The sequence below is a fragment of the Sphingopyxis sp. genome (genome assembly GCF_035998905.1).
Taxonomy (GTDB): Bacteria; Pseudomonadota; Alphaproteobacteria; order Sphingomonadales; family Sphingomonadaceae; genus Sphingopyxis.
On record NZ_DASYHG010000015.1, the window covers coordinates 350,715 to 374,768 of the forward strand.

A 24,054-nucleotide genomic window follows, 5' to 3' on the forward strand; every position below is an offset into this window, starting at 1 on the left:
TTTCTCCTCGACGTGTCGCCACCCCGCGAAACTTCTAGAACCAGGCCCGCACCCCCATCACGAAGCTGACGCCGCTCGCATCCTCGCCCGCGGCGCGGGCAAAACGCGCGGTATCGCCGACCTTGCGCGCCCATTCGACGCCGACATAAGGCGCGAATTCCTTCACGACCTCGTAACGCAGGCGAAGCCCGAGCTCGAAATCCGAAAGCCCCGAACCAACGCCGGTCTCGGGGACATCCTGGAGCGCAAAATTGACCTCCGCCATCGGCTGGAGGATCAGTTTCTGGGTGATGCGCTGGTCGTAATAGCCTTCGAGCCGGGCGAGCAGATCACCCTTGTTCGAAAGAAACAGCGCGCCCTCGACTTCGAACCAATAGGGGGCGAGCCCCTCGAAGCCGATCGTCGCATAGGTGCGGTCGGGGCCGGGCCCAAGATCCTGCCTGATACCCGCCTGCGCGTTGAAATAGGGTCCGATCGCCCGGCTGTAGAGCGCCTGTACCTCGGCGCTCTCGATGCCTTCGCCGAACACGCCCTCGCCTTCGCTCTTGATCGTCAGCCGGTTAATGTCGCCGCCGTACCAAGCCTCACCGTCCCAGCGGAACCCGTCGCGGCCCTTGCGCGCCTGATATTCGGCAAGGTTGAAGCTGATGAAAGCGATGGTCTGCGCACCATTCTCTTTCATCATGTCGTGGCGCGAATGCTCCATTTCGGCTTGGGGATAAATGCGATCGGCATACCAGTCGCCGGGAGGCGCAGGCGCGGTAGCATCGCCCGGCGGCAAATCGGTGCCGCTAGCGCTGCTCGTGGTCGCCATGCCTTCCATTCCCGCCATCGCGTCCGCAGATCCGCCCTTCGGGGTGCAATGGCCCATTTTGGCATGTTCGGGCGGGCAATCGGGATCGGACGGCTGCGGTGCGCCATGATCCATCGCACCCATGTCCGAAGCGCCCTTGCCTGGAGCTTCCGCCTCAGGCGTACAATGACCCATCGCCGCATGTTCGGGCGGGCAGCTTGAAGCCTCGGGTTCCATGTCCATGCCCTGCATGTTCCCATGGTCCATCTGCTCCATCGACCCTTCGGCGGGCGCTTCGGGCGCGGACTGCGCTACGGGTGCTGGCGTTGGCGAGGGAGCGGGTGTCGGCGCGGGCGCCGCACCATGCATCGAATGATCCATCGACTGCGCCGCGGCGGGCACAGCAAAGGCCAGCGGGGCGATACCCGCGAGGAGAAGCGCGACCCGGGTCATTCGCCGTCTCCCTTCGGACGGACGCTGACGACGCGCATCATCCCCGCGTGCATGTGATAGAGAAGGTGGCAATGGAACGCCCAGTCGCCGAGCGCGTCGGCGGTGAAATCGAAGCTCGCGATGCCGCCCGGCTGGACAAGCACCGTATGCTTGCGCGGCGACCGGTCGCCCTTGCCCGTCACCAGTTCGAAAAAATGGCCGTGGAGGTGGATGGGGTGGCTCATCATCGAATCGTTGATGAGGTTGATCCGCACGCGCTCTCCCTCGATGAAGGGGATGGGCTCGTGATAGTCGGACATCTTGATGCCGTCGAACGACCACATGAAGCGTTCCATATTGCCGGTCAGATGGATGTCGAGCGAGCGCGAGGCGGCGCGGGTATCGGGGTTGCGCTCGAGCGCGACAAGGTCATGGTAGGTCAGCACCTTGTGCCCGACATTCTCCAGTCCCTGCCCCGGCTCGCCCATGCGATCCATCGGCATCGGCGAGATCGTCTGAACGCTGGGATCGCGCTTGACCTGCGGCGCGACACTGAAGTCGCGCATGCTGTGCTGCATGCCTCCGCCAGATCCATGATCCATGCCCGCCATCGCGCCGCTTTCCCCCGCTGGCGTACAATGGCCCATCTTGGCATGTTCGGGAGGACAAGAAGGGTCGCTCGCCGGCATGGGCATGGCGCCCATATCGCCGCCCGAATGGTCCATACCCGCCATCGCGCCGCCCGACATGTCGCCCATGCCCATGTCCTTCATGGTCGCGAGCGGCCGTTCGCGGAGCGGCGGCACCTCGGCGACCATGCCAGCGCGCGGTGCGAGCGTCGCGCGTCCCATGCCCGAGCGGTCATTGGCCTCGGCAACGAGCGTATAAGCACGGTCCTCGACCGGGGTCACGATGACGTCATAGGTTTCGGCGACCGCGATCTGGAACTCGTCGATTTCGGTCGGCACGACATTGAGCCCATCAGCCTGGACGACGGTCATCCTGAGGCCCGGGATACGGACGTTGAAGATCGTCATCGCCGACGCATTGACGATGCGCAGGCGTACCCGCTCGCCGGGGCTGAAGAGCGCGGTCCAGTTGTCGCGCGGACCATGGCCGTTGACGAGGAAGGTGTAGGTCGAACCATTGACGTCGGCGACGTCGGTCGGGTCCATCCGCATCTTGCCCCAATCGATCCGCTCCTTGAGCGGTTGATCCTTGCCGGCAAGCAGGCCCGCCAGCGTCTGGCGCTGCATGTTGAAATGGCCGGGATTGACCTTGAGCTTGCGGAAGATCGCCTCGGGCGACAATTGACTGTGGTCGGACAGGACGACGACATGCTCGCGGTCGTAGCCGATCGGGTCGGCGCCCGCGGGATCGATGACGATCGGGCCATAATGGCCGAGCTGTTCCTGAAGCCCCGAATGGCTGTGATACCAATAGGTCCCCGATTGAACGACCGGGAATTCATAGACAAACTTCGAGCGCGGCTTGATCCCGGGGAAGCTGACGCCGGGCACGCCGTCCATCTGGAACGGCAGGATCAGGCCGTGCCAGTGAATCGAGCTGTCCTCGTCGAGATCGTTGACGACGGTGAGGCGCGCGTTTTGTCCCTCCTTCAGCCGGACGAGCGGCGCGGGCACGGTGCCGTTGATCCCGATCGCGCGACTGACCTTGCCGTCGATGCGCATCGTCTGGCGCGCGATGCGCAGCGTTATGTCATTGCCGGATACGGTCGGAAGCGGCGCGGTGATGCCGGACGACACCGGCTGGGCCCAGGCCGGGAACCATGCGGCCATCGCCGCAGCAGCCCCTCCACCCAAAGCTCCACTGACGAACCGACGCCTTTCCATCTGCATATTCTTTCCGACCGTTACTGACTGTTCCTAAAGCTATACGCAGGCGGCACGCCTGCCCCTCAATAAAAATGCCGGACGATGAGGAGATGCCGCCTGAACGAGCGGTCGAACCCTCAACCCTCGGCGCTCGCAGATGTTCCCGCGAGCAATTCCCGGAGCCTGGTCCGCGCTCGATAGAGGCGCGTTTCGACTGTTTTCTCGCTGACCCGCAAAATGACCGCTGTTTCGGCCTGGCTGACCTCGTCGACACCGCGGAGGAGCAACACTTCGCGCAAATTCTGCGGCAGCTGATCGATCGCCCCGCGAACCCTGGCGAGCTCTCGCCTGTCGGTCGCCGCGGAATCGGGCCCAGGACCATCGCTTGCTACGTGATGCGCATTTTCGAGCGGGAGCGCGCGGGAGAAAAAGGCGCGCACCTTTCGCCGTCGTGCCCAGTCGCGACATTTGTTGAGCGCGATACGGGCGATCCATGTGCGGAAGGGGCGTTCGCCATCATAGCGATCGAGCGCCGAAAAGCCGGAGACGAACGTCTCCTGCGTCAAATCCATCGCCTCGTCGGCATCGCCGATCTGCTTTACGATGAGCCGGTAGACGCCCGTTTTGTAACGGCGCAGCAACTCGCGATAGGCGTCTTCGCGGTGCGCGCGCGCAAAGGCCGCCAGATCCTGGTCGCTACATTGCGATAGGTCGGCGCTCACCGCGCATCGGCGGTCAGCGCCTTGACCACGCTTTTGTCGAACATTTCCGCTTGATCGGGGTTGAGAACCCCGCGCATCGCGAAGAGATGCTGGAGCGTTTCCTTCTGCAATGTCCCCATCACCTCATGCGTCTCGTCGATCGCCTCGGTGACGCGCGGTCCATAGCCATGCTCGGCTTCGATCGCCTGCGCGAGCCGGACATTGGCGGCGCGCATCTCGAGTTCGAGCGCCTGGCGGCGACCGGCGAAGTCGGCTTCGATCCGCTCGAGTTTCTTTTCCTGCTCCGGGGTCAGGTCGAGTTGGCCGTGGAGAAGCGCATGAAGTTCGGTTTCGCTGGCTTTGGGCGCATCGGCTACCAGACGGCCGATGAACACGCCGGCAATCGCCGCGGCGAAGGCAATGAGCCCCAAGAGAAGAAGACGGCGCGACGGCATCGCTACTGTACATCCAGCAAGGTGGAAGGCACCAATGCGCTAGGCGGGCCGAATGGGGTCAGGGGGCTTGCCGCGACCGCCGGCTGGGAAATCGCACTCCCCGCAAAGACACCGCCGCCGAGCGAGACAAAGGCCGCGAGCGCCATCAGGCGGCGCATCGCTACCGCTTCGCGCCGGCGGATCGCCAATGCGCCCATGATGCGATCATCGAGCGCATCGAGCGCTGCGGGCAGATCGATCCTGTTCAAAATGCGAAGCTCCTTATCCATCGATCGTCTCTTCAAACCTTTCCATCATTGTACATACGCGCCGAAGCGCCTCACCCCTCACACCAGAATATTATTCCGGAATATTTGAGGGCCATGCCGATATCCTGCGTATTAGCAGGACAGACACGCATTTGGAGGTGTTCATGTTCAAGTCTCTTCTCCCCTCTGCAGCGGCGGCTTTCGCTCTGCTTCTCATGCCGGCCACGGCAAGCGCGCACACCAAGCTCGTCAGCTCGACGCCCGCCGCCAATTCGACCGTTTCGAAGGTCACGTCGGTCAATCTTCAGTTCAACGAAAAGATCGTCGCCTCGACCCTCAAGACCGAGCTGGTCATGACCGGCATGCCCGGCATGGCCAATCATGCCCCGATGAAGGTGCCTTACTCGTCGATGATGGGCAAAGAGGGCAAGTCGGCGATGCTGATGCTCAAGCGGCCGCTGACAGCCGGAACCTACAAGGTCACATGGTCGGCGGCGGGCGCTGATACCCACCGCATGGGCAGCGAATTCAGCTTCACCGTAAAGTAAAAGACGGTGGGGGACCCCGTTCTGATCGGCATCAGGTTCGCACTTTATGCGGACCTGATGCTCATCGCCGGCCTTGCTGCGTTCCCGCTTTTTGCGCTGACACGGAGCGAACGCCTTGCGCCGCAGTCGATGATGGCCTCGATCTGGCGCGCAGAGCGATGGCTCTGCGCCGCCGGACTGCTTCTCTCCATCTTGGGGATGGGCGTGCTCGCGGCTTCGATGCAGGGTGTGGGGCTCCTCTCCCTGGAACTCCAGCCTTTTTGGGACCTTGTTCGCGAGACCGAGGTCGGCACAGCCTGGGTCTACCGGAGCGCAGCGCTGCTGCTCGCGCTGGGAGTCGCGATCTGGATGGTCCGCTGGCCGACAACTTCGGCCGCCGTACTCGCGGCCGCGGGCTCGGTGGCCGTCGCGAGTCTGGTCTGGTCCGGCCACGCCGGCGCGACCGAAGGCGCCGCAGGCACCGTGCACCGGATCAGCGACATCTTGCACCTGATTGCAGCGGCGGTCTGGATCGGCGCGATCGGCGCCTTCCTGATCCTGATCTCACCACGTCGTGTCCGCGAATGGCCGGGCGGACTCCAAATTGCGGCGCGGAGCCTCGATCAATTCTCGCGCGTCGGTACGATCTGCGTCCTCGTCATCGCCGCCACCGGCCTCGTCAACAGCCAGATGATCGTCGGCGCCGAGAATCTCGGCCGTTCCCTCGGCTCGCCCTATGGACAATTGCTTCTCGCCAAGCTTGCGCTGTTCGGACTGATGCTGGCGCTCGCGGCGGCGAACCGCTGGCGGCTGACCCCGGCGCTCGCGGCCGCCGTCCCGGGGACCGATACCGACAATGTCGACGCCGACCCCGACCTCGCGATTGCAGCCATGCGCAGAAGCCTCATCATCGAAGCGTCGGCCGCGCTCGCCATACTCGCGCTGGTTGCCTGGTTCGGTACGCTCGAACCCTTCGTCACCGCCGATCCGGTTTGACCCCAAGCACCGCCTCTTGGTCGGGTTCGATCATGCTCGGGACCGGCTGGGCGCTCATTGACGCGCGCATCGGGAGCAGCCGTCCCCATAACCATGTGGCGCACCAGATCAGCCTCGCCATCGAACGCGACCTCGAAATTTCCGGTGATGCCGACCTGATAGTTCCCGCCGGACACGCCATTGCGATAGCGTCGCATGTCCGGCACCGCCTCGGGCCGCCGGGCGCCCTCGTGCGGTCATTTTATCTCGACCCGCTTTTTCGTGCCGGCACCCGGCTGTCCGCCGGATCGGCGCCTGTCCTGTTGACGCCGATAGAGACAGCCGGGCTAGGTGACATCGCAAGCGGCGCGGACGCGAAGCGCTGGGCGTCCGACTATCTCGACCGCTCGCAGGCGCGTCCGGTGGATGCCCGCCTGTCCGAAGTGCTCGCGGCCCCTGACGATTTGTCGACCGCGCGCGCCTTGGCCGACGTCGCCTGCCTTTCGCCCTCGCGCCTCCGCGAAATCGTCAGCCGCGACTTCGGCGTGCCTCCGGCCAAATTGCTGCAATGGCTCCAGCTTCAACGCGCCGTGCGGACGCTGGTCGGCGGCGGAGGTCTTGCCGACGCCGCGGCGGCGGGAGGCTTCGCCGATCAATCGCACTTCACGCGCCGCTGCGCTCAATGGCTAGGCGTGACGCCTTCGGCCGGCCTTAGTGCCTTCGCGTTCGAAATCGTGCCCTGAGCCGGATGCGCCTCGCACCGCGTCGCCCCGGCGAAACATTCAAGACTGCCGCGCCTGTTTGCCCTTAAGCGTCTCGTCGAGACCGGCGATTGCGGCCGCAATCCGGCGGCAAGCCAAAGCGTCGAAAGGAGACGGCCATGCCCGACCCGAAACCCGTAGCAAGATCCTACACGCCAGCGGCAGGATATCACTTCCTGACGCCCTTTTATGATTTCGGCGTCGCGGTGACAACGCGCGAGCGCGTGTGGCGCGACCGTCTCGTTCGCCATATGGCGCTCGGCGAGGGTGACGTCATTCTCGATATCGGCTCGGGTACGGGAAATCTTGCGCTGGCGATCGCTCGCCATAGCCGGGACGTCCGCTATCTTGGTTTCGACCCCGACGAGGCAGCGACGCGAATTGCCCGAACGAAGACCGCGCAGATTGTTCCACCGCCGGAGTTTCGAGTTGGCTTTTTCGCGGCTTCGGCGATCGATGACTGGCCCCCGCCTGCCAAGATTGCGATCTGCCTCGTCCTTCATCAGGTCGGGCTTGAGGAAAAGGCACGTCTGCTACGCGAGGCCCGGCAGGTGCTCGCGCCGGGCGGCAAACTCTATGTTGCCGACTATGGGGAACAGCGCAGCCGCCTCATGCGGTTGTTGTTCCGCCTCACGATCCAGCAGCTCGACGGCGTCCAGGACACCCAGCCCAACGCCGATGGATTGCTCCCGGTGCTGATGAGAGAGGCAGGCTTTTGCGATGTTCGCGAGCTTGAGACGTTCCGCACGCCAACCGGTGCGATCGGGATCATCGAGGCCCGAAAGCCCGGGACCTGACGGCACGGGGCAAAGAAAATCCAAGGGATAACCGCTCTTCTTGCGTATCGATAGAAGCGGCTCCATTCTGGAACCGCCAGGAACGACGCCAACGGCGAACTCGACCGGTGGCGTTTGGACCGCCCCGCCGCGAGGCGGGCATCCGACACATACGGGAGCGGCGGCGATGCACGATCATCAGGGCGCAGAAAAAGGCAGCGGGAGCACGACTGATCCGGTCTGCGGCATGATGGTCGATCCGGCCACCACACCTCATATCGCGACGCATAGCGGCAAGCATCACTATTTCTGCAGCGCAGGCTGCCTCGCCAAATTCGAGGCCGATCCCGATCTTTATGCCGCAAAACGCGAGCCGGCCGCAGCCGATGCACCCGAAGGCGCCATCTGGACCTGCCCGATGCATCCCGAGATCCAGCGCGCCGGCCCCGGAAGCTGCCCGATCTGCGGCATGGCACTCGAGCCCGTCATGCCGACAGCATCGGGCGGCCCCAGCGAAGAATATCGCGATATGCGGCGGCGCTTCTGGATCGGGCTCCTTCTCGCACTCCCGGTGGTTGCGCTCGAAATGGGCGGCCATCTGACAGGCCTTCATCAATTTGTCGGTCGCCAGACGAACAACTGGACCCAGATGTTGCTCGCGACTCCCGTCGTTCTATGGGCGGGCTGGCCCTTCTTCGAGCGCGCGTGGCTCTCAATCCGCAACAAAAGCCTCAACATGTTCACCCTCATCGCGATGGGGACCGGGGTCGCGTGGGGCTACAGCATGATCGCGGCGATCGTCCCCCAAATCTTTCCGGCTGCGTTCCGCGCCGATGATGGCTCGGTCGCGATCTATTTCGAGGCGGCGGCGGTCATCACGGTGCTGGTGCTACTCGGGCAGGTGCTCGAACTCAGGGCCCGCGAAACGACGAGCGGCGCGATCCGCGCGCTCCTTGACCTCACACCGAAGCTCGCCCGGCGCGTCCGCAGCGATGGAAGCGACGAGGAGGTCGCGCTCGAGGACGTCGCGGTCGGTGACATGCTACGCATCCGTCCGGGCGAAAAAGTCCCCGTCGATGGCATCGTCGTAGAAGGCCGCGGCACGGTCGACGAATCGATGGTCACGGGCGAATCGATGCCGGTGACCAAGGCGGCCGGGGCGGCGCTGGTCGGCGGAACGATCAATCAAACGGGCGGCCTGCTCATGCGCAGCGAGAAGGTCGGGCGCGACACGATGCTCGCGCGAATCGTACAGATGGTCGCCGATGCGCAGCGCAGCCGCGCGCCGATCCAGCGTCTCGCCGATGCCGTTTCGGGCTGGTTCGTGCCCGGCGTCATCGTCGTCGCCATTGCCGCTTTCGTTGTCTGGTCGCTTCTGGGCCCCGTGCCCGCCATGGCCTATGGCCTTATCGCCGCCGTCTCGGTGCTCATCATCGCCTGTCCCTGCGCGCTCGGCCTCGCGACGCCAATGTCCATCATGGTCGGCGTGGGGCGCGGCGCCGAAGTTGGCGTGCTGATCAAAAATGCCGAGGCGCTTGAGCGGATGGAGAAGGTCGACACGCTCGTCGTCGATAAGACCGGGACGCTGACAGAAGGCAGACCCTCGGTCGTCGCCATCGAAGTCGCCGAAGGGTTCGAGGAAAACGACCTCCTCCGGATTGCCGCGAGCCTTGAGCGCAGCAGCGAACATCCATTGGCCGCCGCAATCGTCAAAGCGGCGGAAGACCGCGCCCTCGCGCTCGTCGAGCCATCGGGAGTCGACCAGCCGGTCGGCAAGGGCATCGTCGGGGTCGTCGACGACAAGGCGATCGTCCTCGGCAATGCGAACTTTCTCGAAGAATATGACGTCGATCTGGGCGCACTCGCCGAGGCGGCTGACCGGCTTCGTACAGACGGTGCAACGGCGATCTACATCGCGGTCAGCGGCAAGGCGGCCGGCGTCATCGCCATCGCCGATCCGGTCAAGGAGACGACGGGCGACGCACTCGCGGCGCTGCGCGAAGCCGGAATCAAGGTCATCATGCTAACCGGCGACAATCGCGTCACCGCCGAGGCGATCGCGCGGCGCCTCGGCATCGACGACGTCGAGGCCGATGTCCTCCCCGACCAGAAGAGTGCGGTCGTGCAGCGGCTGCGCGAAGAGGGCCGGATCGTCGCCATGGCCGGCGACGGGGTAAACGACGCCCCCGCGCTCGCCGCCGCCGACGTCGGCATCGCGATGGGTTCGGGAACCGATGTCGCCATCGAAAGCGCGGGTGTGACGCTACTGCGCGGCGACCTTCTGGGCATCGTGCGGGCGCGGCATCTCAGCCATGCGACGATGGCGAACATCCGTCAGAATCTCTTCTTCGCTTTCGCCTATAATGTCGCCGGGATTCCCGTCGCTGCGGGCGTGCTCTATCCGATTTTCGGACTATTGCTCTCGCCGGTCATTGCCGCCGCTGCAATGGCACTCTCGTCCGTCAGCGTCATCGCCAATTCTTTGCGGCTGCGCTTTGCCAGAATCTGATCGAAACCACCGGAGGCACTCGTGAAGTGTCGGCACAACAAGGGGAAATGATATGAGACGACTGACGATTACAGCAATCGCATTGGCCATGCTGGTGGCCGTCCCGGCTCAGGCGACCGAGCCTGCGGATTATCAGGGCGCGGCGGCAGCGCTCGCGCAGTATAAATCGGCGATGGAGAAACTGGACCTGACCGGCGTCGAGGCCCTCTTTTCGCCAGACGCCCAGATATTCGAGTCCGGCGGCGTTGAAGGGAACTTCGCCCACTATCGCGACCATCACATGGGTCCCGAACTCAAGGAATTCAAATCCTTCACCTTCCGCAATTACAAGATTTCGGTTCGCGGCGAAGGAAATATCGCGATCGCAACCGAGACCTACAGCTTCTCGATTGTGCTCGCGAGCGGCGAGACCATCGAACGGGATGGCGTCGCTACGAGTGTCCTCAAACAGGACAACGGAAAGTGGCAGATCTTCAATCTCCACAGCTCCTCACGCAAGCCGAAGGTGCGGCCGGCGGGTGGCATCTGAGCGGGCAAAAAAGGGGCTAGTCCTCACGATCTCTCCGAACCCACACCTAGCAGGACGCATGAGCCCGAGCGGGTGTGGGCACCCTGAAATGGCTCGTCGCGGCAAGTACGGAAACGCCTGCCTCGTCTGTGACAAGGGCAAAGCTGTTGGGGTGCGTATCATCTGTTGCACAGCCGCCGCATTGCGTTCGGCTGCAAAGCTCAAGGCCTGTTATGCGGGAGATAGATAATGGAGCGATTTCGAACTTTCGATTTCCGAAAGCATATGCCGAGCGTGACGTTCACGCTGCTGGCGGTTGCCCTGATAGCGGGCGCGGGTGCGATCACCGTCTATCTCGGCCTATATAATATAGCGGCCGATGCCCCCCATAACCGGCTGACTTACAGCGTCATCGAAACATTCAGGGAGAAGTCCATCGCAGCGCGATCCGGATCGATCGCGGTGCCGGCAGATTTGGCGGCTCCGGCGCGGATCGCGTCGGGCGCAGGTCTCTATACCGAGATGTGCAGCGGCTGCCATCTCGCGCCCGGGATGGAAAAGACCGAAATGAGTCAAGGGCTGTATCCGCAAGCGCCCGTCTTGTTCAAAGGTTCGGAACGTTCGGCTGCGGAGCAATTCTGGATCATCAAGCATGGCATCAAGATGACCGCCATGCCGGCCTGGGGGAAAACGCATGATGATCGTCTCATCTGGGATATGGTCGCGTTTGTCCGAAAACTCCCTGGCCTGTCGCCGGCACAATATCAGGCTATTACGCAGAATGCGCCAATGGACCATGACGCGATGATGAAGGGCATGACAGAGGCGGAAGGCGCGAGTCAGAAACCAAGCGGAGCGGGCGAACACGCAGGGCACTGAGGTCGTCGACAATTATGCAGCGCCGGGCGTGAACGGGCTCGTTTCGACCTTCCATTCCCGCCCACCTTGCCGGTGGGACGGAAGGTTTCGCCTTTCGCTAAGGGCCGGATCGAGCGAACTGTCTTGGCCGGCAAGCCGCAGGTGGAAAACAGCAATTCGGAATGGATCAAGCGGGGGCTATAAACATGAAGCGCGATCTTGTTCGCGAACTGATCGAGCGCTGGCGCGGCGATTCCGGCTCGACCTATCAAAGCTGGTTCCTGTGGGAGGAACGACTGAAGAATTTTCGGTCGATCAGAAGAGGAATCTCGCAGGTCGTCGCCGAAATTGAGGCCGGCACCTTCGGAGCGGCATATCGGGGCTCGTCATTGGAGATCATTGTTCATTCAATCGCCGAGCAACGACAGATTTTCAAAGGTGCGGATCATGCTTTCTTGTGGAAGCCCAAACTCCGAATCCCGGACATCTACGAGAACGCCGACAATCAACGAGCTTTTGGCAGACTTCTTCACCATTGCTCCTGTTGCGATACCGCCGAGGAGGTCGTCGCCGGGATCCTCGCAATCGACAGACAGAAGATCAAGGGGTTGGGTCCTGCGGTAGCCAACATTCTCTATTTTCTGCATCCCACCCTTGTGCCTCCGTTCAATACGGCAATCGTAAAGGGCTACAACGCGCTGACGGGTGCGAATGTGAAGCTTGGCAGCTGGGAGCATTTTCTCGCGATGCGCGCGGGCATTCTGGATCTCAACGATTGCTACCGGGATCTTCTCTCCAACGATTTGGGCGCGATAGGAGGGCTGCTGTTCGATATCGGATCGGGACGGTTTCCAGCCCCACCGCTCAGCGGTTCGAGCGAAAATGCTCGCGATTGGATGGCCTTGCTGAATGAAACGCGCTCACAGTCCGACAAGTTCGATAAGGGGCTTGCAAATCAGAAAGAGAGCGACCGGACGCATAGCGAAGTCCAATCCTGGCTTCGGGACCTCGGCCTTGCACTTGGATATGACGTCTGGGTAGCGGCAAATGACCGGGGGCGCCTTCATGAGGGTGTACCGCTCGGGTCTCGATGCCTCGATAGCTTGCCGCATGCCATCGCAACCGCTCAAGGAAGCGATGCCATAAGACTGATCGACATCTTATGGCTCGAGCAATCGACGGCTACGGTCGCGGCGGCATTCGAAGTCGAGCATTCGACATCCATTTATTCCGGAATTGTCCGCATGCTTGATCTCGCGCTGAGCAGCGAGAATCTTCATTTGTCGACGCCACTTTTCCTGGTTGCACCCGATGCGCGAGAAGCCGATGTCCGCGCTCAGCTCCGACGCCCGGCTTTCAGCCGGATCGGTGATCTCGACATTTCCTACCTGCCCTACGCCGAGCTCGAACAGAACAGGGTCGCCATTGCCCGCTTCGGTACGGGCCTGAAGGCGATCAAGGCGATCTCCCATCCATTGCCGTGAGGCAGCCGACGACGCGTAGGCCTCCGAAAGCAGTTGGTCTTTGCATCCTCGCGGCGTCACAGGGAAAGCCGGGCATCGAAATCGCGCGCGCTACCGACGTTCAGGATGGGACTAGCCCGTATCTGTTCGTGCCATCTTACTGTCCGGCTCATCGTGCCATCAGCAGGGCCGTTCAAGTAACGGCGCCGGTGAGAACAGGGACATATCATGTCCTGCGTTCAGAGGAAGTATTCCCCCCGGGCGCAAGCGCCCAGGGGGACCGACGACCGTAGGGGAGTCGCCGGGGGACCTCGCAGGACGAGGAACCTCAGAAAAAGTAGCGCAGCTGCAATCCGTACTGGCGCGGCTCGCCGTAGATGTAGAGCGGAAGAGTAGGGTTCGAGACACCCGTCGTGTCCGTCCCGATCGTACTATAGCTCACATAGCGCTCGTTGGTGAGATTTCGGCCATAAAGCGCAATTTCCCACGCTTCGCTCGCCGGCTGCCATGCGACACGCCCATTTATAAGGGTCGTGGCGTTTCCGGAAAAAAGCGGATTGTTGCTGGGCTTGAAAAAGATGCTGTCGCGCCAGGAGATATCGGTCCGTAATGTCAGCATTCCGCCGCCCAGGGAGGCCTTATATTCTCCGCCGAGAGTGATGTTCCACTTCGGCGCGTTCGGCAGCCGCTTGCCCTTGAGGCTTGCGCCGACGTCGTCAAAATAGACATCGTAGCGCGCATCGAGATAAGCGATCGTGGATGTAAGCGTCAGGCGATCGAACGGCCGTGCCATCAGTTCCGCTTCAACGCCCTTGATCGTCGCCTTGCCGGCGTTGGTGGTACTGGCAACGCCATTATTATACTCGACCACCTGAAGATTGGTGTAATCATAATAGAAGGCCGAAAAATTAGCTCGAAGCCGGCGATCGAGGAGCGTCGACTTCAAGCCGACTTCGTAGCTCCAGACATACTCCGGGAGGAAAGGCCGCCCGTCTCCCAGCTGGAATCCACCCGATTTGAACCCGCGGGTTGCCGACGCATAAGCCATGACGTCATCGGCAAGGTCGTAATCGATCCCAATTTTCGGAGTCCAGGCGGTCCAGGATGATTTGGGCTGACCGGCATCGACCTGATTTCCGTTCAGCAGGACACGATATCCGAAATCCTTTTTTTCGTATGAGTATCGAAGCCCTCCGGTCAATCGCAGGCGGTCGATGAGTTCGTAGCTTGCTTGTCCGAAGAGCGCGAATGCATTCGTCGTATTGTTTTCCGGGATCGCGAGCCGACGACCCGGTTCGATGATCCGTATTTCGTCGTTGCCCTTTTCATTCAGATAGAATGCTCCGACGATCCAGCGCAGCTTGTCCGCATCGTTGTTGAGAAGTTGGAACTCTTGCGTGAAACTGCGGGAACGTTCGTAAAATTCGATATCGCGGAGGAAGAGGTCAGTCGAGTCAACGTCGAGCGCCTGGACGACCTTGCTCTTGCGCAGCGCCGTAATCGAGCGGAGCGTGACCGGGCCGCCGTCCCAGTTCATGGTCGAGGACACGCCCCAGGCATCGACATCGTAACGCGGCAGGCGGTCGAGTGCGGCCTCTTTGTCATTGGCCGGGATCGTCGCCCCCGCATCGACGAAGCCTTGCGGATAAAAGGGCCGAACAGACCGCGCGCCGGTCTCGCGATCACGGCTGGCATCCGCCCGCAACACGATCTCAAGACGGTCGCTCGCGTCAATCGCAAGCGTCAGTCGTCCAGCGAGATTATCTTCGTTTTGGTATCGCCGTCCCGAGACGACGTCGCGGTAGATGCCGTCGCGCTGGTTGGCAAGCAAGGTGAGGCGGCCTCGGACGCCCGCTCCAAGCGGTCCAGAAATCGTGCCGCTCAGCGAGCGCTTCTCGTAATTTCCGACGGTGAGTCCCAGCGCGCCAGTCAAATCCTCCGTAGGCATTTTGGAAATGATGTTGAGTGTGCCGCCGGCGGAGTTGCGACCGAAGAGAACGCCTTGCGGTCCGCGCAGCACCTCGATGCGTTCGACGTCGAACAAATCCTGATAGCTTGTGGTCGGGCGCGAGATGTAGACGCCGTCATAATGGACTGTCGTGCTGGGGTCGGTCGCAACGCCGAACGCCGAGGTGCCAATTCCACGAATATTGATGATCGCCATGGAATCGTTGGTGATCGACACGCCCGGCACAAAAAATTGGAGGTCTTCGACGTTTGATATGCCCGTTGCCGTAAGCGCCTCGCCGGTCATCGCTGTCACCGAGACGGGAACGGACTGCAGATTTTCCTCGCGCTTCTCCGCCGTTACGATGATCTCGGCGAGGCCGTCCGACTGGGCTTCCTGAGCCTGCGCGGGAAACGCGACCGCCACCGCAATCGCCGCCATCGAGCTTCGCTGCATTGCGCGCTTCGTCGACGAATAACAGTATAATTTGTTCATTATGCTTCCCCTGTTTCGAAGAACTGCCCTTTCGCGCAGCCCAAATGAGTTTCGGGGAAGTCGAGGACAAAAACATGCATGCCCGGAAACCGCTGCTTACGGCTTCCGGGTTCAAGCACCCAACATCCCCTACTGACATTGATTACGCACCAGAACGACTCATCCCTCAAAAATGGTTCGGGCGACGTAAAACCATCGGAATTGGGCTCCCCGATTTGTTCAGATCGCCAGGATGAAGTTGATCCGGAACGCCCAAAGGCTCCTACCTTCATCCAGAAGCGGCGCTTTTCGCTTCTGCCCCTCGTCGGAGCCTTGGTCGGCGCCGTGCACGTGACGCAATCGCTCGCTTGACCCTATGGTCAGGTCTTCCCCGTGGAAGCCTATTTGTTCGCTCTGATGCCGGTCCTAGCCGCGGAGATTCGATGGCGCCTGACCCAGGCACTTCGGACGGCCGTCGCAACTCCGGACGCGGCAGCGGCGAGACACTGCGGCTGCGATCCGCGCTAGCCTTCAGCTCGATGTCGCAGCCGGAGTTACCATCCCATCGCTTGTAGCCGGGATGCTGGAACCATTTGCGACCGATTGACACCAGTTTGAGGGAGGTGAGACGGGCCGTCAGCACCATCCGCCCCCAAGACCAGTCGGGCTAGATCTGCTCGAACGCCGCTATGATCGGGCAGTGGAGCGTGTCGGCGGCAGCGCATTGGCGCGACAGGCCCATGAGCGCGCGCCGCGCCACATCGAGTTCGGCGATCGTCTTTTCGATCGCCGCGATGCGCGCGTCGGCCAGTTCGCGCGCTCGCGCGCGATCGCTCGACGCGTCGAGTTCGAGCAGTTCGGCGATCTCGGTGAGCGTAAATCCCGCTGCCTGTGCCGATTTGATGAAGCGCAGACGGCGCAGAACCGCCTCGTCGTAACGCCGGACTCGGCCTTCCGACGGGGCGCTGGCCGACTGAGGCGGAACGGGCAACAGGCCGCGGCGTTGGTAATAGCGGATCGTCTCGACATTGACGCCGCCCTGCCGGGCAAGCTGGCCGATGGTCATGTCACGCAAGGCCTTGACTCCGTACTATGGTACGGAGCCTATATAGCGGGAAGCGATCGGGAATCAAGAAAGGCGAATCGATGAATATGCAGGTTCAGCGCGCGAACGAAAGCGCGCCAGCGCACACTGGTGCGGCGGTTTCGGGCAAGCCGCGGGCGACCATCTATCGCATGGTGATGGAGCAGCATATCTGCCCCTATGGCCTGAAGGCGCTGCATCTGTTGCGCAGCCGCGGCTATGACGTCGAGGATGTCTGGCTGACGACCCGCGAGGAAACCGACGCATTCAAGGCGAAACATGGCGTCGCGACGACGCCGCAGACCTTCATCGAAGGCGAGCGGATCGGCGGTCTTGACGATCTGAGGCGCCATCTCGGTCTGAAAGTCCGCGATCCTAAGGCGCTTACCTATAAGCCCGTCATCGCGCTCTTCTCTATCACCGCGCTGATGGCGCTGGCCGCCAGCCAAGCGGTGTCGGGCACGCCCTTCACAATCCGTGCCGCCGAATGGTTTATCGGGTTCAGCATGGCGTTGCTTGCCTTCCTCAAGCTCCGCGACATCGAGAGCTTCTCGAGCATGTTCCTGAACTATGACCTGCTCGCCAAGCGGTGGGTGCCCTACGCCACCATCTATCCGTTCGCCGAGGCGCTCGCGGGCATCCTGATGATTTCCGGCGCGCTGAGCTGGATTTCGATCCCGGTCGCGCTCTTCATAGGGAGCATCGGCGCCGTCTCTGTCTTCAAGGCGGTCTATATCGACAAGCGCGAACTTAAATGCGCCTGCGTCGGCGGCGACAGCAATGTGCCGCTGGGCTTCATATCGCTGACCGAGAATCTGATGATGATCGCCATGGCGCTGTGGATGCTGCTCGCGCCCGCTGCCATGACGATGGGCCATAATTAACCGGGCCCGGTGTAACCGTGAGGGGACCGCCGGCGAACAGGTCGGCGGGATCTTCCTCCAGTTTCGAATTGACGCCAAGTTTGACAAGGATCATGCTTTTACCGTGAAACGCTGGCTCACCTTCCTGCTTCTTGTCGGAGCCGTCCTCGGCCTCCTGGCACAGGAAGCCGCGTTCGCCTCCGCGCCGGCGATCCCGGCAGCCGCAACCACGACTACCGCGGCGATGAGCGACGAATGCGCCGAGATGATGGGAATCGACAAGTCCCAAGATAGCGCACCCTGCAAGGGCCTGACCCTCGATTGCATCGCCAAGATGGGCTGCGCGCTGCCGCTGGCGGTCGCGGCGCCCGCCTCGCTGGAGGCGGCCGCCTATCGGCCGGCGCCGGTAGACGCGCGGCCTGCCGTTCGCTTGACGGGCCGAATCGTCGGTCCCGAGCCCGAACCGCCTCTATTCCGCGGCTGAAACGCGCGATGCGCGCCGGTCTCCCCGGCGCGTGTCTCCCAGCTTTTCGACCGAGGAATTTCACCATGAAGACGATTTTTGTCGTTGCCGCGCTCGCGGCCGCAACCCTTGCCGCTCCCGTGTCCGCGCAGGACGCGAGCGGCGGTCATTATGAATGGCAGACCCGCCAGGTGCCGGGACCGAACAAGTCCAATATCAACCCGCGCGTTCGCGTGTGGGTCAAAGACGCATCAATGAATATGGCGGCCTGCGACTGCACCATGATGAAGACCGACGCAGCGGGCTGCATGCACGACATGCCCGGACATCGCATGTCGCCCTCCAAGGGCTGACGGCTTCCGTCCCCCGGCCGACGTGCCGGGGGACATTTCCGCCTGACTCGAAAGAGGGGGACATATGCGCATATATCTTGCGGCAGTTTTGCTTATCCCGACGCCCGCGGCGCTACATGCCGAGCCGATGACGCTCGATACGGCGCTCGACCGCGCGGCATCAGAGGCGCCCGAATTGCAGGGTCGCGAAGCCGGCATCGATGCTGCCCAATCGGCGGCGATCGCCGCCGACCGGCTGCCCGACCCGAAACTCAATATCGTCCTGCAGGATTTCCCGGTGACCGGGCCCGACGCGGGCCGGTTCAATCGCGACGACTTCACGATGCAGGTCGTCGGCGTCAGCCAGGAGTTCCCGAACCCCGCCAAGCGCCGCGCGCGCGCAACGCGTGCGCAGGCCGACATCGGAATCGCCCGCGCCGACGAGGCGGTCACCGCGCAGGATATCAGGCTCGCGACCGCGCTTGCCTGGGTCGACCTTTACTACGCCAAGAAGCGTCTCAAGGAACTCGACCTGCTCGATTCTGGTCTTGAAGACCTTCAAGCGACGGTGACCGCGCGGCTGGCCAGCGGCGCTGCGCGCCCGGCACAGGCGCTTGAACCCGATCAGCTTCGCGCCGCGATCAATGATCGCCGCAGCGCACTCGCCGCCGAGATTGCCCGCGCCCGCGCGCAGCTCGCGCGCTTTACCGGCGACGCAGCCGCCGACACGCTGGGAGACTTGCCGCCGCAAATGATCGACGAGCAAGGATTGCGCTCCGGAATCGACGCCCTGCCAAGGCTGCGCGCGCTCGATGCCCGCGCCCTCGCCGCCGATGCCGAGACCGGTCTCGCCCGCGCAGACAAGCGCCCCGACTGGAGCGTCAACGCGGCCTATGGGCGGCGCGAGCCCAATTTTGGCGACCTCGTCACGGTTGGCGTCACCGTAGATCTGCCCTTCTTCTCGAAAAGGCGGCAGGATCCCAAGATCGCCGCGCGCGCCAGCGAGGCGACGCGCGCCCGGCTCGACCGTGAGGCCGCCAAGCGCGACATCGCGGCGGGGCTCGACGCCGATCTCGCCGATCACCGCATGCATCATGAACAACTCGCCAATGCGCGCACGCGGCTCGTGCCGCTCGCGAAGAAGCGCGCCGAGCTCGATCTCGCCAGCTACGCCGCCGGAAAGCTCGATCTCGGGACCGCACTCCTGTCGACACTCGCGCTCGCCGAGGCCGAAGTCGATGCGCTCGCTCGCGAAGCCGAGGTCGCGCGCGACGCGATCCGGATCAACACTATTTATGGGGAGGCAGGTCGATGACCGATGCAACATCAGCGGCGCGTTGGCGCGCCGGAATATTGGCCGCGGTGCTGATCGCGGGCGGCAGCGGTTACTGGCTGGGACAGAGCGGTCAGAGCGATGCGCCAAGCGAAGCGGCAGGCAGCGGCGGGCGCAAGATCCTCTATTATTATGATCCGATGTTCCCGAACCAGAAATTCGACAAGCCCGGCAAGTCGCCCTTCATGGACATGCAGCTCGAGCCCAAATATGCCGACGAGGGCAGCGGCGCGGCACCGGGCGTGTCGGTCGATCCTGCCGCGCGGCAGAGCCTCGGCATAAGGGTGGTCGTGGCCGAAATGGGCAGCCTCGCGGCGACCTTCGACGTCAACGGCAGCATCGATTTCAACCAGCGCGACGTCACGATCGTCCAGGCGCGCTCGGGCGGATTCGTCGAGCGCGTCTATCGCCTCGCGCCCGGCGACGTCATCGGCGCCGGCACGCCGATCGCCGACCTGCAATTGCCCGAATGGGGCGGCGCGCAGACCGAATATCTGAGCGTCAAGAAACTCGGACGTCCCGACCTCACTGCGGCGGCGCGGCAGCGGCTGCGGTTGATGGGCATGCCCGAAGGCGTGATTGTCGAAGTCGACCGGACCGGACGCACCGGCGGCCGGATGACCGTCCGCGCGCCGATCGGCGGCGTAGTCCAGACGCTGGGCGCGCGTGCGGGCGTGACGCTTGCCGCGGGGCAGACGCTCGCCGAAATCTCGGGGCTCGGCACGGTGTGGCTCAACGCCGCGCTCCCCGAAGCGCAGGCGGGACTCGTACAGGTCGGCCAGCGCGCGACCGCGACGCTCACCGCCTTTCCCGGCGAAGCATTCACCGGCAGGATCATTGCGATCCTGCCCACTGCATCGGCCGACAGCCGGACGCTGACGGTGCGCGTCGAACTCGCCAATCGCGGCGGGCGTCTCCGCCCCGGCATGTTCGCGGTGGTGGCGCTCGGGGGCGATGCCAAACCGGCGCTGCTGGTGCCGAGCGAAGCGGTGATCCGCACCGGCACGCGCAGCATCGTGATGCTCGAGAAGGGCGACGGGCGCTACCATCCCGCCGAAGTGATCACTGGACGCGAAGGTGGTGGCAAGACCGAGATATTGCAGGGGCTCGCTCCCGGCGAAAAGGTCGTCGCGTCGGGCCAGTTCCTGCTCGATTCCGAGGCGAGCCTGACCGGCCTCACCGTCCGTCCGCTGGAGCCCGCGCAATGATCGCGAAGATCATTCGCGCTTCGGTCGCGGCGCGCGGGCTCGTCGTCGCGGCGGCGCTGATCCTGACCCTGCTCGGGATCGCCGCGGTGCGCACGACGCCGGTCGATGCCCTGCCCGATCTCTCCGACGTCCAGGTCATCATCCGCACCACCTATGCGGGTCAGGCGCCGCGGATCGTCGAGGATCAGGTCACCTATCCGATCACGACGACAATGCTCTCGGTGCCCGGCGCGCGCGTCGTGCGCGGCTACAGCTTCGTCGGCGACAGCTTCGTCTATGTGCTCTTCGACGACGGCACCGATCCCTATTGGGCGCGCAGCCGCGTGCTCGAATATCTGAGCCAGGTGCAGAGCCGGCTCCCCGACGGCGCGCGGGCGAGCCTCGGCCCCGACGCGACCGGGGTCGGGTGGATCTATGAATATGCGCTCGTCGACAAGAGCGGCCGCCACGATCTTGCCGAGCTCCGCAGCCTCCAGGACTGGTTCCTGCGCTTCGAACTGAAGTCAGTGCCGGGCGTCGCCGAGGTCGCGAGCATCGGCGGCATGGTGCGCCAATATCAGATCATCGTCGATCCGCAGAAGCTTGCCGCCTTCGGCGTGACCGCAACCGACGTGGCAGACGCCCTCAAGCGCGCAAACCAGGAAAGCGGCGGCGGCAGCCTCGAACTCGCCGAGGCCGAATATATCGTGCGCGCGGGCGGCTATCTGAAATCGCTCGACGATTTCCGCAGCGTCCCGATCCGCACCGCCGGCGGCGGCATCCCGGTGACGGTCGGCGATGTTGCGACGGTCCAGATCGGCCCCGACACGCGGCGCGGCATCGCCGAACTCAATGGCGAGGGCGAGGTCGCGGGCGGCGTGATCGTCATGCGCGAGGGCAAGAATGCCCGCGAGGTCATCGACGGCGTGCGCGCCAAGCTCGCCGAGCTCAAGCGCAGCCTGCCGCCGGGGGTCGAGATCGTCACCACCTACGACCGTTCGGGGCTGATCGATCGTGCGGTCGACAATCTCACCTCGAAGCTCGTCGAAGAATTCATCATCGTCGGGCTCGTCTGCGCGCTGTTCCTGTGGCACGCCCGGTCGGCGCTGGTCGCCATCCTGACCCTGCCGCTCGGCATCCTCATCGCCTTCATCGTCATGCGGCTGCAGGGGCTCAACGCCAATATCCTGTCGCTCGGCGGCATCGCGATCGCGGTCGGCGCGATGGTCGATGCGGCGGTGGTGATGATCGAAAATGCCCACAAGCATCTCGAACATTGGGAGCGCGATCATCCGGGCGAGGAATTGAAGGGCGCCGAGCGCTGGCGCGTCATCACCGATGCCGCCGCCGAGGTCGGCCCGGCGCTGTTCCTCAGCCTTCTCATTATCACCTTCTCCTTCTTGCCGATCTTCACGCTCGAAGGCCAGGAAGGGCGGCTCTTCGCGCCGCTCGCCTTCACCAAGACCTATGCGATGGCGGCCGCTGCGATCCTCTCGATCACGCTCATCCCGGTGCTGATGGGCTGGCTGATCCGCGGAAAGATCCCGGCCGAACAGGCCAATCCGGTCAACCGCTGGCTGACCCGCGCCTATCGCCCGGCACTCGACTGGGTGCTCGAACGGCCGAAAAAGGCGCTCCTCATCGCCGGCCTCGTCTTCGCCACCAGCCTCTGGCCGATGACCCAGATCGGCGGCGAGTTCATGCCGCAGATGCATGAGGGCGATCTCCTCTACATGCCCTCAGCGCTTCCCGGCATCTCAGCAGCGCGGGCGTCGAGCCTGCTCCAGCAGACCGATCGGCTGATCAAGACGGTGCCAGAGGTCGAAAGCGTGTTCGGCAAGGCGGGCCGCGCCGACAGCGCCACCGACCCCGCGCCGCTCGAGATGTTCGAGACGACGATCCGCTTCAAGCCGAAGGACCAGTGGCGCCCCGGCATGACCGAGGAGAAATTGATCGAGGAGCTCGACGCGCGGGTCCGGGTCCCTGGGCTCGCCAATTTCTGGATCCCGCCGATCCGCAACCGCATCGACATGCTCGCGACCGGGATCAAAAGCCCGGTCGGCATCAAGGTCGCGGGCTCGGATCTTGCCGAGATCGACCGCACCGCGAAGCGCATCGAGGGCGTAGTCAGGACCGTCCCCGGCGTCGCCTCGGCGCTGGCCGAGCGCCTGACTGGCGGCCGTTATATCGACGTCGACATCGATCGCGCCGCCGCGGGGCGCTATGGTCTCAACGTCGCCGACGTGCAGGCGATCGTCGCGGGCGCGATCGGCGGCGAGACGATCGGCCAGACGGTCGAGGGGCTCGCGCGCTATCCGATCAGCGTCCGCTATCCACGCGAGATGCGCGACAGCATCGGCGAGCTCGCGGCCCTTCCGATCCTGACGCCGTCGCGCCAGCAGATCACGCTCGGGACGGTGGCGAGCGTCAAGGTCAGCGACGGGCCGCCGATGCTGCGCAGCGAGAATGGCCGCCCGGTGACCTGGATCTATGTCGACAGCCGCGGCCGCGATTTGCAGGGTCTGGTGCACGACATCCAGCGGGCGATCGCGCGCGATGTCGAGCTGCCCCCCGGCGTCAGCATCTCCTACACCGGGCAGTTCGAGTTCCTCGTTCGTGCGACCGAGCGGATGAAGGTGGTCGTGCCGGTCACGCTCGCGATCATCTTCATCCTGCTCTACCTCATCTTCCGCCGCTGGGACGAGGCGCTGCTCATCATGGCGACCTTGCCCTTTGCACTCACCGGCGGGCTCTGGCTGCTCTATCTGCTCGGTTACAACCAGTCGGTCGCGAGCGCGGTCGGGTTCATCGCGCTCGCCGGCGTCGCCGCCGAGTTCGGGGTCGTCATGCTCATCTACCTCAAGCATGCGCTCGCCGATCGCGGCGATGGCGACATATTGGCCGCGGTTCGCGAGGGCGCGCTGCTTCGCGTCCGGCCGAAGGCGATGACCGTCGCGGTGATCCTCGCGGGCCTGTTCCCGATCCTCGTCGGGACCGGCACCGGCTCCGAAGTGATGAGCCGCATCGCCGCGCCGATGATCGGCGGCATGCTGACCGCGCCGCTGCTCTCGATGCTCATCATTCCCGCCGCCTATCTGCTGATGCGCAGGCGCGCGGCCCATCCCGTTCAACCCGAAGGAGAAATGACATGAAGAATTTGACCGCCATCGCACTGGGCATCGCGCTCAGCGCAGGACTTGCCGGCTGCGGCAAGCAGGGCGAAGCGCCGAAGACCGAAGAAAAGGCCGCGATGGCCGATGACGCCGGAACCATGGCGATGCCCGCCGAAACCAAACATGGCAAGGGCACGGCGACCGTGACCGCAATCGATAGCGCGAAGGGACAGGTCACGCTCGATCATGGCGCGATCGCCGAACTCGAATGGCCGCCGATGACGATGGGCTTCGCCGCAAAGCCCGAGCTGCTGAAGGACATCAAGGTCGGCGACAAGGTCGCGTTCGAGCTCGACTGGAACGGTAAGGCCGGGACGATCACCAAGCTCGACAAGGCGCCATAATATCCGCCGGCG

Annotated in this window: 22 protein-coding genes; 15 read left to right on the forward strand and 7 right to left on the reverse strand. The window is 63.6% G+C overall.

Annotation, left to right across the window (positions count from 1 at the left end; all coding sequences use genetic code 11):
- Positions 1-34 precede the first annotated feature (34 nt).
- From VGN62_RS07100 to VGN62_RS07120, 5 genes are all read right to left on the reverse strand, one after another.
- The gene (locus VGN62_RS07100) at positions 35-1,246 is read right to left on the reverse strand and encodes a copper resistance protein B (RefSeq protein ID WP_003046391.1); all 1,212 of its coding nucleotides are present in this window, start codon (positions 1,244-1,246) and stop codon (positions 35-37) included.
- Positions 1,243-3,078 (reverse strand): copper resistance system multicopper oxidase, encoded by a 1,836-nt coding sequence (locus tag VGN62_RS07105; protein ID WP_374046507.1) that lies wholly within the window; start codon positions 3,076-3,078, stop codon positions 1,243-1,245. The genes VGN62_RS07100 and VGN62_RS07105 overlap by 4 nt, the downstream gene beginning before the upstream one ends.
- Before the next feature lie 119 nt (positions 3,079-3,197).
- Entirely contained in the window at positions 3,198-3,782 is a 585-nt protein-coding gene (locus VGN62_RS07110; RefSeq protein ID WP_003046398.1) for an RNA polymerase sigma factor, read from the reverse strand.
- A complete protein-coding gene (locus VGN62_RS07115; protein WP_003046401.1) occupies positions 3,779-4,216 on the reverse strand; it encodes a periplasmic heavy metal sensor in 438 nt (145 codons plus the stop codon). Before VGN62_RS07115 ends, VGN62_RS07110 begins: the two co-directional genes overlap by 4 nt.
- Positions 4,217-4,218: 2 nt before the next feature.
- Positions 4,219-4,464 (reverse strand): hypothetical protein, encoded by a 246-nt coding sequence (locus VGN62_RS07120; RefSeq protein ID WP_137870392.1) that lies wholly within the window; start codon positions 4,462-4,464, stop codon positions 4,219-4,221.
- A gap of 164 nt (positions 4,465-4,628) precedes the next feature.
- On the opposite strand from VGN62_RS07120, the gene copC reads away from it, so the two are divergent.
- From copC to VGN62_RS07160, 8 genes are all read left to right on the forward strand, one after another.
- Entirely contained in the window at positions 4,629-5,012 is a 384-nt protein-coding gene (gene copC, locus VGN62_RS07125) for a copper homeostasis periplasmic binding protein CopC (protein ID WP_011542702.1), read from the forward strand.
- 6 nt (positions 5,013-5,018) lie between these two features.
- On the forward strand, positions 5,019-5,987 hold the full coding sequence (gene copD, locus VGN62_RS07130) for a copper homeostasis membrane protein CopD (RefSeq protein ID WP_003046408.1): 969 nt from the start codon (positions 5,019-5,021) through the stop codon (positions 5,985-5,987).
- A 32-nt stretch (positions 5,988-6,019) separates the two neighbouring features.
- Positions 6,020-6,709, forward strand: a complete 690-nt coding sequence (locus VGN62_RS07135; RefSeq protein ID WP_003046411.1) for a helix-turn-helix domain-containing protein — start codon at positions 6,020-6,022, stop codon at positions 6,707-6,709.
- A 137-nt stretch (positions 6,710-6,846) separates the two neighbouring features.
- Complete coding sequence (locus VGN62_RS07140) at positions 6,847-7,524, forward strand: class I SAM-dependent methyltransferase (protein WP_003046415.1); 678 nt, start codon at positions 6,847-6,849, stop codon at positions 7,522-7,524.
- 166 nt (positions 7,525-7,690) lie between these two features.
- Entirely contained in the window at positions 7,691-10,012 is a 2,322-nt protein-coding gene (locus VGN62_RS07145) for a heavy metal translocating P-type ATPase (protein ID WP_327452222.1), read from the forward strand.
- Positions 10,013-10,064: 52 nt separating this feature from the next.
- The gene (locus VGN62_RS07150) at positions 10,065-10,541 is read left to right on the forward strand and encodes a YybH family protein (RefSeq protein WP_011542707.1); all 477 of its coding nucleotides are present in this window, start codon (positions 10,065-10,067) and stop codon (positions 10,539-10,541) included.
- Between the two features lie 228 nt (positions 10,542-10,769).
- Complete coding sequence (locus VGN62_RS07155; protein WP_037553289.1) at positions 10,770-11,399, forward strand: c-type cytochrome; 630 nt, start codon at positions 10,770-10,772, stop codon at positions 11,397-11,399.
- Between the two features lie 185 nt (positions 11,400-11,584).
- Entirely contained in the window at positions 11,585-12,862 is a 1,278-nt protein-coding gene (locus VGN62_RS07160; protein WP_011542709.1) for a hypothetical protein, read from the forward strand.
- Between the two features lie 307 nt (positions 12,863-13,169).
- Here VGN62_RS07160 and VGN62_RS07165 read toward each other — a convergent pair whose 3' ends face one another.
- On the reverse strand, positions 13,170-15,284 hold the full coding sequence (locus tag VGN62_RS07165; RefSeq protein ID WP_327452230.1) for a TonB-dependent receptor: 2,115 nt from the start codon (positions 15,282-15,284) through the stop codon (positions 13,170-13,172).
- 646 nt (positions 15,285-15,930) lie between these two features.
- Positions 15,931-16,329 (reverse strand): MerR family transcriptional regulator, encoded by a 399-nt coding sequence (locus tag VGN62_RS07170; protein ID WP_039578962.1) that lies wholly within the window; start codon positions 16,327-16,329, stop codon positions 15,931-15,933.
- A gap of 80 nt (positions 16,330-16,409) precedes the next feature.
- Here VGN62_RS07170 and VGN62_RS07175 point away from each other — a divergent pair, with 80 nt between their 5' ends.
- The 7 genes from VGN62_RS07175 to VGN62_RS07205 all read left to right on the forward strand — a co-directional run bounded on the left by VGN62_RS07175 (position 16,410) and on the right by VGN62_RS07205 (position 24,042).
- Positions 16,410-17,231 carry a MauE/DoxX family redox-associated membrane protein gene (locus VGN62_RS07175; protein ID WP_276203603.1) on the forward strand — a complete coding sequence of 274 codons (822 nt, stop codon included), beginning with the start codon at positions 16,410-16,412 and terminating at the stop codon, positions 17,229-17,231.
- 103 nt (positions 17,232-17,334) lie between these two features.
- Positions 17,335-17,694 carry a hypothetical protein gene (locus tag VGN62_RS07180; RefSeq protein ID WP_327452237.1) on the forward strand — a complete coding sequence of 120 codons (360 nt, stop codon included), beginning with the start codon at positions 17,335-17,337 and terminating at the stop codon, positions 17,692-17,694.
- 65 nt (positions 17,695-17,759) lie between these two features.
- Positions 17,760-18,026 (forward strand): hypothetical protein, encoded by a 267-nt coding sequence (locus tag VGN62_RS07185; RefSeq protein WP_058455288.1) that lies wholly within the window; start codon positions 17,760-17,762, stop codon positions 18,024-18,026.
- 64 nt (positions 18,027-18,090) lie between these two features.
- On the forward strand, positions 18,091-19,320 hold the full coding sequence (locus VGN62_RS07190; RefSeq protein ID WP_188235735.1) for a TolC family protein: 1,230 nt from the start codon (positions 18,091-18,093) through the stop codon (positions 19,318-19,320).
- On the forward strand, positions 19,317-20,546 hold the full coding sequence (locus VGN62_RS07195) for an efflux RND transporter periplasmic adaptor subunit (RefSeq protein ID WP_058455289.1): 1,230 nt from the start codon (positions 19,317-19,319) through the stop codon (positions 20,544-20,546). The genes VGN62_RS07190 and VGN62_RS07195 overlap by 4 nt, the downstream gene beginning before the upstream one ends.
- Entirely contained in the window at positions 20,543-23,677 is a 3,135-nt protein-coding gene (locus VGN62_RS07200) for an efflux RND transporter permease subunit (protein ID WP_327452248.1), read from the forward strand. The genes VGN62_RS07195 and VGN62_RS07200 overlap by 4 nt, the downstream gene beginning before the upstream one ends.
- Positions 23,674-24,042 (forward strand): copper-binding protein, encoded by a 369-nt coding sequence (locus tag VGN62_RS07205; RefSeq protein ID WP_011542714.1) that lies wholly within the window; start codon positions 23,674-23,676, stop codon positions 24,040-24,042. Before VGN62_RS07200 ends, VGN62_RS07205 begins: the two co-directional genes overlap by 4 nt.
- The last annotated feature ends 12 nt before the right edge of the window (positions 24,043-24,054 follow it).

Bases quoted from the DNA above. Each gene is read 5' to 3' on its own strand.
- VGN62_RS07100 (WP_003046391.1), bottom strand. From the start codon at position 1,246: ATGACCCGGGTCGCGCTTCTCCTCGCGGGTATCGCCCCGCTGGCCTTT.
- VGN62_RS07105 (WP_374046507.1), bottom strand. From the start codon at position 3,078: ATGGAAAGGCGTCGGTTCGTCAGTGGAGCTTTGGGTGGAGGGGCTGCT.
- VGN62_RS07115 (WP_003046401.1), bottom strand. From the start codon at position 4,216: ATGCCGTCGCGCCGTCTTCTTCTCTTGGGGCTCATTGCCTTCGCCGCG.
- copC (WP_011542702.1), top strand. From the start codon at position 4,629: ATGTTCAAGTCTCTTCTCCCCTCTGCAGCGGCGGCTTTCGCTCTGCTT.
- VGN62_RS07135 (WP_003046411.1), top strand. From the start codon at position 6,020: ATGCTCGGGACCGGCTGGGCGCTCATTGACGCGCGCATCGGGAGCAGC.
- VGN62_RS07140 (WP_003046415.1), top strand. From the start codon at position 6,847: ATGCCCGACCCGAAACCCGTAGCAAGATCCTACACGCCAGCGGCAGGA.
- VGN62_RS07145 (WP_327452222.1), top strand. From the start codon at position 7,691: ATGCACGATCATCAGGGCGCAGAAAAAGGCAGCGGGAGCACGACTGAT.
- VGN62_RS07150 (WP_011542707.1), top strand. From the start codon at position 10,065: ATGAGACGACTGACGATTACAGCAATCGCATTGGCCATGCTGGTGGCC.
- VGN62_RS07155 (WP_037553289.1), top strand. From the start codon at position 10,770: ATGGAGCGATTTCGAACTTTCGATTTCCGAAAGCATATGCCGAGCGTG.
- VGN62_RS07160 (WP_011542709.1), top strand. From the start codon at position 11,585: ATGAAGCGCGATCTTGTTCGCGAACTGATCGAGCGCTGGCGCGGCGAT.
- VGN62_RS07165 (WP_327452230.1), bottom strand. From the start codon at position 15,284: ATGAACAAATTATACTGTTATTCGTCGACGAAGCGCGCAATGCAGCGA.
- VGN62_RS07170 (WP_039578962.1), bottom strand. From the start codon at position 16,329: ATGACCATCGGCCAGCTTGCCCGGCAGGGCGGCGTCAATGTCGAGACG.
- VGN62_RS07175 (WP_276203603.1), top strand. From the start codon at position 16,410: ATGAATATGCAGGTTCAGCGCGCGAACGAAAGCGCGCCAGCGCACACT.
- VGN62_RS07185 (WP_058455288.1), top strand. From the start codon at position 17,760: ATGAAGACGATTTTTGTCGTTGCCGCGCTCGCGGCCGCAACCCTTGCC.
- VGN62_RS07190 (WP_188235735.1), top strand. From the start codon at position 18,091: ATGCGCATATATCTTGCGGCAGTTTTGCTTATCCCGACGCCCGCGGCG.
- VGN62_RS07195 (WP_058455289.1), top strand. From the start codon at position 19,317: ATGACCGATGCAACATCAGCGGCGCGTTGGCGCGCCGGAATATTGGCC.
- VGN62_RS07200 (WP_327452248.1), top strand. From the start codon at position 20,543: ATGATCGCGAAGATCATTCGCGCTTCGGTCGCGGCGCGCGGGCTCGTC.
- VGN62_RS07205 (WP_011542714.1), top strand. From the start codon at position 23,674: ATGAAGAATTTGACCGCCATCGCACTGGGCATCGCGCTCAGCGCAGGA.